Genomic DNA, 6,418 nt, shown 5'->3' on the forward strand with positions numbered 1-6,418 from the left:
CCCGCACATGCAGGGGCGGCCATCCTTTTGAATGACCATGTGCCCCAGCTCGGCCGCCGCATAGTTATAGCCGGAAAAGATCTTGCCGTCGATGATAATGCCGCCGCCGATGCCCGTGCCCAGCGTGATGACCACCGCATACTTGGCGCCCTGCGCGCCGCCCGCTATGTATTCCCCATAGGCCGCCGCGTTGGCGTCGTTTTCAATGTGGACTTCGCAGCCAAGAAGCTGCTCCATGTGCGCGCGCAATTCCCAGTCAAAATAGCCAAAGTTCGCATTGAAGTCCACCACGCCGTGCTTGCTGTCCACACTGCCGGGCGTGCCGATGCCCACCCAGCGGATGTCGTCCAGCGTCATGTCGTTTTCCTGTAGCACCCTGCGGCACAGGCCTGCAATTTTTTCTTCCACGACCGTTTCCGGCTGCGGCAGTTCGGTATCACAGGTGCACTTGCGCACCACCCGGCAATTTTCATCCACAATACCGGCGGTGATTGTGGTGCCGCCCAGGTCAACGCCAATGGTATACTTTTTCATAACAATCCTCCGATTCGCTCCACGACTTTTTTGCCGTGCCGTTTTAATTCCTCGCGCAGGCGCTCCCCGCTGGAGTTTATAACCAGCTCTTCGGGGAAATGGATCTCGCGCAGCAAATTCTGCAAAGGGGCTACCCCTGCCTCTAAATGGTAAATGGAGTGTGCGTCGGTATTCAGGGCAATGCGGCAGCCGTTTTTTTTACAGGCAAGGGCCAGCTGCCGCATGTTGCCGCTTCCGCCCGGGCGCACCACGGCAGAATTTCCGTTCAGCTCCACTACCTTGTTTCTCTTGGCAAAGGCGCAGGTCACCGCGTCGTAATCGTACCGGTGCTGCATCTGCTCGGAATGACCGATCATATCCACCGCAGGGTTTTCCGCAATTTTCAGCCACAGGCCGGTGGCCTCGTCCTGGGTGAGGCTGCCGGGCAGGCAATCCCCATGGATCGAGGCGATGACCCAATCCAGCCCGGCCAGCTTTTCCTGCTCAAGATCCAGCCCGCCGGCAAGATCCAGCACGTTTGCTTCAATTCCTTTCAGCACTGGGATCCCTTCCAGCACGTCCGGCAGGCGCCGCAGGTTGTAAAAATACCAGCGGTGGGGCGAGTCTGGCATGGCGCAGCCGTGATCGGTCACAGCGATCGCCCTGTACCCCATGGCCTTTGCCTTGGCCGCCATCTCGGTAATGGTATTAAACGCATGGCTCGAAACCAGCGTGTGAGTGTGCAGATCTGCAATGATCTCGTACAAAGTATATTGCGCTCCTTATGGTTACATTCCTGTGTCGTCTTCCAGCCCAAGACGCGCCAAAAGTTCCTTGGCCGCATTGTAACCCATCTTTTTTTGGCGGTTGTTAATGGCGGCGGTTTCAATAATGACCGCCAGGTTCCGGCCGGGCATCACCGGGATCACCGTGCTGGGGATCGAAACCCCCAAAATATCGTAGGTGTCGCTCTCCAGGCCGGTGCGGCTGTAGTTTTTGCTTTTGTCCCAGGGTTCCAGCTCCACCACCAGATCCACCTTTTCGCTCACCTTTACGGCGCCGATGCCGTAGATCCGGGCCACGTTTACAATGCCGATGCCCCGCAGCTCAATGAAATGGCGGATGTTCTCGGGGGCTGTGCCCACAATGGTGCGGCTGGAAGTGCGCCGCAGCTCCACCGCGTCGTCGGCTACCAGGCGGTGGCCGCGCTTAACCAGCTCCACCGCCGTTTCACTTTTGCCCACGCCGCTGTCGCCCAGCATCAGGATGCCCTCGCCGTAAACCTCGATGAATACGCCGTGGCGGGTCACGCGGGGCGCCAGCTCCACATTCAAAATATTGATCAGCGCGCTCATCAGAGTGGATGTGCTCTCCGCCGAGCCCAAAACGGGCACTTCGTACTGGGCCGCATACTCCATGATTTCCGGCATTGCCCCCAGATTGCGCGTGATCAGTACCGCGGGCGGCTTCAGGGAAAACAACTTTTCCAGATGCGCCCGGCGGGTCTGCTCGGGCAGCTCCTGTAAATAAGAAATCTCCACCATGCCGCAGATCTGAATGCGGCTTGGATCAAAGTACTGGTAGTAGCCCGCCAGCATAATCCCGGGGCGGTTCACGTCTGCCGTGTAAATGGGGATCTCGGTCAACTCCCGGGGCGCGTAGATAGTTTCCAGATTCAGCATGGACGCAAGCTTGCTCAAAGGCACAGAAAATGCTGGCATACAAACACCCTTTCTTTTTTCGGTCCACAATTAAGTTTATTATATAATAAGCGGCAGAAGATATCAAATTTATTTGGACCAAAATATACAAAAAAGAACCGCCGGCAAATTTTTGCGGCGGCGTTCCGGAAAAGGTTCCACAGAGATCCAGCGGCAGAACGCGCCCCTGCCGCCAGCGGGCGGGCCGGGCGTTTTATACCAGATGCAGCCGGCACTCGGGCCGCACCTTCCCCTGCCACAGGGTTCCGGCGGCCCGCTGGGTGCGGCAGGCTGCTTCGTCCTGGTTATACAGCCAGCTCGCCAGACGGAACACATCGTTTCCCTGGCCATAGGTCGATTCTATAATGTCCAGCAGGCGCTGGGCCAGGGCGGCGTTGATGGTTTGCTCCAGTTCCCGGTCGGGTCCCGGGGCGGCCGCCCCCTGGGGGGTAACGATTTTCTGGATATGCCCGGTCATTTGCAGGGTCATTTGAAGCTCTTTCCCCCGGCCGGCGCTCTCGTAAAAAAGGCGGGGCGAGCGCACCTGAAAACGCACGGTCTTCCCTTCCAGCTCCAGCTCCATTTCCAGCTCGCGCTGTTGGCCGCTCAGAAGCGCGGCCAGCTCCAGATCGCTGCCCTTCAAGACCAGCGCCGGTTCGCCGCCCGAATATACCGCCGCGCCCAGCGGTTCGGCCTTTGCCTGGGCCAGGCTGATGCCGGGCAGCACGCCCTGACCCTCTCCCGCCCCGAATTCATAAAGATACGTTTTATAGTACCCTTTTTTCTCCAACTGCCCAATGCCTTCCAGCGCATCCTTGCCCTTTTGGTCCAATTCCAAAAACTCCTGCGGCGCAAGGTCTACACCATACACCGCCATATTGGGCCGGCCGCTGGTCTCTTTGGCAAGGTAGCGGCATGCCTCAAACGCGCCCGCCCTGCACAGCTCCGGCCCCAGCAGCAAAAGCTCATTCTGGCCGTAAAAGACCTGCCGGTTCTCTTTTTCTTCCGCCGCCGCCAGAGCCTGCCCCAGCGTGGCCCCCTGCCCTGAAAGGTACGAGGCCTGTTCCGTGACCTCCCCCGTGTCCGCGCTGGGGGCCGAGCGCAGGGCCAGCAGCGTGGCGGTATATTCGCCGCTGTATTCCAGGTAGATCGCCTTCACGATCACCTTGTCACCGATGCCGCTGCGGGAACAGCCGCTCAGAAATACCGCAGCCAGCAAAAACACAAGCATCGCTTTCTTTTTCATGCTTTTTTCCGCCTCCTTCCCGTCGCGAAGATCAACAGAACCGCTGTGGCCAAAAGCCCCTGCTGCACCCAAAAGGCCCAGGTCTCGTTCCTGTTCCAGGCCGCGAAAAACACGCCCACCACCAGCACGAGGGCAGCCCAAAAGGGCACATGTTCATTTTTCGGGGGAAAGCTGTGCTTCCACAGCCGTATAAACCCCGCAAAATACAGCGCCACCTTGATCAGGAACAGCAGCAGCCACACCCCCACATGCAGCGCGTCCATTCGCCGAAAAACCGAAAGCCCTCCCAGACGGGCGATTGTGAATACAGGCTGGGTCTGCTGGGTGTACGCGGGCCCCAATGTCAGCTCTCCCAGCACGCAGAGCAGGCAGTTGACTGCGAAAATTGAGCCGATCACCCTGCCGCCGCCCTTTGCGCAGGCTTTTCGGTCGGCGAGCAGCGGCAGCAGCACCAGCTCCGGCGGCAGGTAAAACTGTGCGGCAGCGGCCCGGCCGATCTCCCGCAGCTCGGCCGGGGGCGTTTGCAGATGCGAAAAACGCAGCTGCGGCGCCACCGAGGCAGCCAGCAGTATCACCGAAACGGTGGTCAGCGCCAGGATCACCCGCGCCGTGCGCCCCAGTGCCCCCAGCCCCGAATACGCCCCATACCAGGCGGCCACAAAAACAAGCGCCAAAAACAGCGCCACCGGCAGCTGCTGGTCCATCACATAGCTGTAAAAGCGCTCCCCCTGGATCATCTCCAGCGCGATGGAAACCGCCAGGGCTCCGCACAGCACCACCGAGGCGGCCCGCCCGGGCCCCCGCTTTGCAGCCGCACGCATGTAGATCCACACGATCAGCGCCAGCACCGCCAGCTGCAGCCCGCTGCTCAGGATCGCCACGCGGGCCGGCAGCACGCTGCTGCGCTGCCCAAAGGGCTGGATGAAACTGTCGGTCAAAAAGGCCGCGAACACGAGTCCCTGCAGCTGTTTTTGTTCAATCCGTTCGCTCTGGTTCATACTTTTCCTCACCACCCGGCAGATCGTTTACGTTAAAGGGCTTCTTCGCCAGCTTTTGCCACGGATACCGCAGGATGCCGTCCCGCAGGGCTCCTTTGCCAAAAGGCACGATCGGCGCCGTGTAAGGCAGGCCGAAGCTGTTCATTCCGCAAATGCTGAGCACCATCAAAAAGGTCAGGGTCAAAATTCCAAAGGGGCCGAACATGCCGCCTGCCAGCACGAACAGGATGCGCAGCACAGTGGCGGGCTCGTACAGCGAGGGGATCACAAACATCGAAATGGTGGTCAGCGCCGCCACGATCAGCACCGGGGTACTCAAAATGCCCGCCTTGGTGGCGGCATCCCCCACGATCAGCGCCGCCACCAGGCTCACCGAATGCCCGATGGGCTTGGGCAGCCGCAGGCCCGCCTCACGTATGATCTCCAGCAGCACGATCACGAACACCATTTCCAAAAACAACGGCAGCGGGGTGGCTGTCTCCGCCGCGGCCACCTTATAAAGCAGCTGCGGGGGGAACAACTCCGGTGTATACTCTGCGATCGAGACAAACAGCCCCGGCAGCATCACCGCCATAAAAAAGGCCGCGTATTTGAGCACCCGGATAAAGCTGGCAAAATATGCTTTGCTGGCGTAATCGTCCAGGCTTTGAAAATTTTCATTGAAGAAATAGGGCAGCACCATGGCAAAGGGGCTGCCATTCACCAGCACCACGATCTTTCCCTCGCAGATCTTGGCGCAGGCTGTGACCGGCCGCTCGGTGTAGCCCACCTCCTGGAAAAAGCTGAAGCTGCCCCGCTGCAAAAAGGGCGCAAGGTACCCCGTGTCAAATAAAACGGGGATCCGGATCTCCTGAAGCTGCTTTTTTACAGCGGCCACAAACTCAGGTTTCGCCAGGGTGCGGTCGTACAGCATGGCCACCTCGGTCCCGGTGCGCTCGCCCGCCGTGAGAATCTGCACGGTCAGGTCGGTGGTGCGCACCAGCCGCCGTACCAGGCTCAGGTTGATGCGCAAAAGGTCGGTGAACCCCTCCCGCGAGCCGCGGATATTCCCCTCGCCGGATGGTTCCTGCACCGACCGGAACTGCATGTTCTGCGTGGAAAGCACAGCAGCTTTACAGCATCCGTCGATCAGTATTACCGTGGTGCCTGCCGTGAGCTGTACCCGCAGGGCGTCAAAATCTTCCACCGGGGTGTTTTCCAGGGGTAGGTCGGTTTTGTGCTGAATATACTGGAACAGGTCGTCCCCGCTTTTGGGGCGGTAATTGCTCTCGGTCAGCATGGCCAGCATCACCACCCACAGCCGTTCCAAGGTCGAAAGACCCTCGAACATGCACAGGCAGCAATCCACCCCCAGTACCCGCACCGGTTTTGTATAGAGATCGGTCGAGCTGCCAAACATTTGTTTCAGCCGGGTGATGTTGGCCCGCAGGTCCGGGCTCAATGGGCGTTTGGTTTGCATATCACATTTCACCTCGCCTTTTAGTATGGCCCACCTGCCGCCCTGCAAAACCATCCGTCCGAAAGGAAGGCGTTGTTTATGCTGGTGCTCATGCTGCGCACCCTGATTATCTATCTTCTCATCATTTGCGCCATGCGGCTTATGGGCAAACGGCAGCTGGGGGAATTGCAGCCCTCGGAGCTTGTTTCCACCATCCTCATCTCCAATCTCGCTTCCATCTCCATTGAATCGCCCGAGATCCCCCTGGCCGCAAGCCTTGCGCCGGTGTTCCTGATTGTGGCGCTGGAACTGCTGCTCTCGGCCCTGTGCTTTACAAGCCCAAAAGCCTCGGAGCTGGTATCCGGCACCCCGGTGGCCGTGATCCGGGACGGTGTGATCGACCAGAACACCCTTCGGGAGCTGCGGTTCAGCATGAGCGATCTGATGGAATCGCTGCGCGGTAAGGACATTTTTGACCCCAGCGAAGTGAGCTACGCCCTGATCGAGACCAACGGCAGCCTGA

7 protein-coding genes are annotated in these 6,418 nt (G+C 59.4%); 1 reads left to right on the forward strand and 6 read right to left on the reverse strand.

Going from position 1 to position 6,418, the window contains the following annotated elements; all coding sequences use genetic code 11:
- The 6 genes from ACMLHZ_RS05335 to ACMLHZ_RS05360 all read right to left on the reverse strand — a co-directional run.
- On the reverse strand, positions 1-534 hold a 534-nt coding region (locus ACMLHZ_RS05335), incomplete at its 3' end, for an ROK family protein (RefSeq protein WP_418666747.1).
- On the reverse strand, positions 531-1,280 hold the full coding sequence (locus ACMLHZ_RS05340; RefSeq protein WP_418666748.1) for a phosphatase: 750 nt from the start codon (positions 1,278-1,280) through the stop codon (positions 531-533). The genes ACMLHZ_RS05340 and ACMLHZ_RS05335, both read right to left, overlap by 4 nt.
- 21 nt (positions 1,281-1,301) lie before the next feature.
- Positions 1,302-2,234, reverse strand: coding sequence for an HPr(Ser) kinase/phosphatase (gene hprK, locus ACMLHZ_RS05345; protein WP_177563139.1), 933 nt, complete (start codon positions 2,232-2,234; stop codon positions 1,302-1,304).
- A gap of 193 nt (positions 2,235-2,427) precedes the next feature.
- A complete protein-coding gene (locus ACMLHZ_RS05350; RefSeq protein ID WP_418666749.1) occupies positions 2,428-3,459 on the reverse strand; it encodes a hypothetical protein in 1,032 nt (343 codons plus the stop codon).
- The gene (locus tag ACMLHZ_RS05355) at positions 3,456-4,457 is read right to left on the reverse strand and encodes a GerAB/ArcD/ProY family transporter (RefSeq protein ID WP_418666750.1); all 1,002 of its coding nucleotides are present in this window, start codon (positions 4,455-4,457) and stop codon (positions 3,456-3,458) included. The genes ACMLHZ_RS05350 and ACMLHZ_RS05355 overlap by 4 nt, the downstream gene beginning before the upstream one ends.
- A complete protein-coding gene (locus tag ACMLHZ_RS05360; protein WP_418666751.1) occupies positions 4,435-5,916 on the reverse strand; it encodes a spore germination protein in 1,482 nt (493 codons plus the stop codon). Before ACMLHZ_RS05360 ends, ACMLHZ_RS05355 begins: the two co-directional genes overlap by 23 nt.
- Before the next feature lie 78 nt (positions 5,917-5,994).
- Here ACMLHZ_RS05360 and ACMLHZ_RS05365 point away from each other — a divergent pair.
- Positions 5,995-6,418 (forward strand): DUF421 domain-containing protein (locus tag ACMLHZ_RS05365; RefSeq protein WP_418666752.1); only part of this gene is annotated, 424 nt, incomplete at its 3' end.

The sequence above is a fragment of the Allofournierella sp. genome, assembly GCF_048388525.1.
Lineage (GTDB): Bacteria > Bacillota > Clostridia > Oscillospirales > Ruminococcaceae > BQOK01.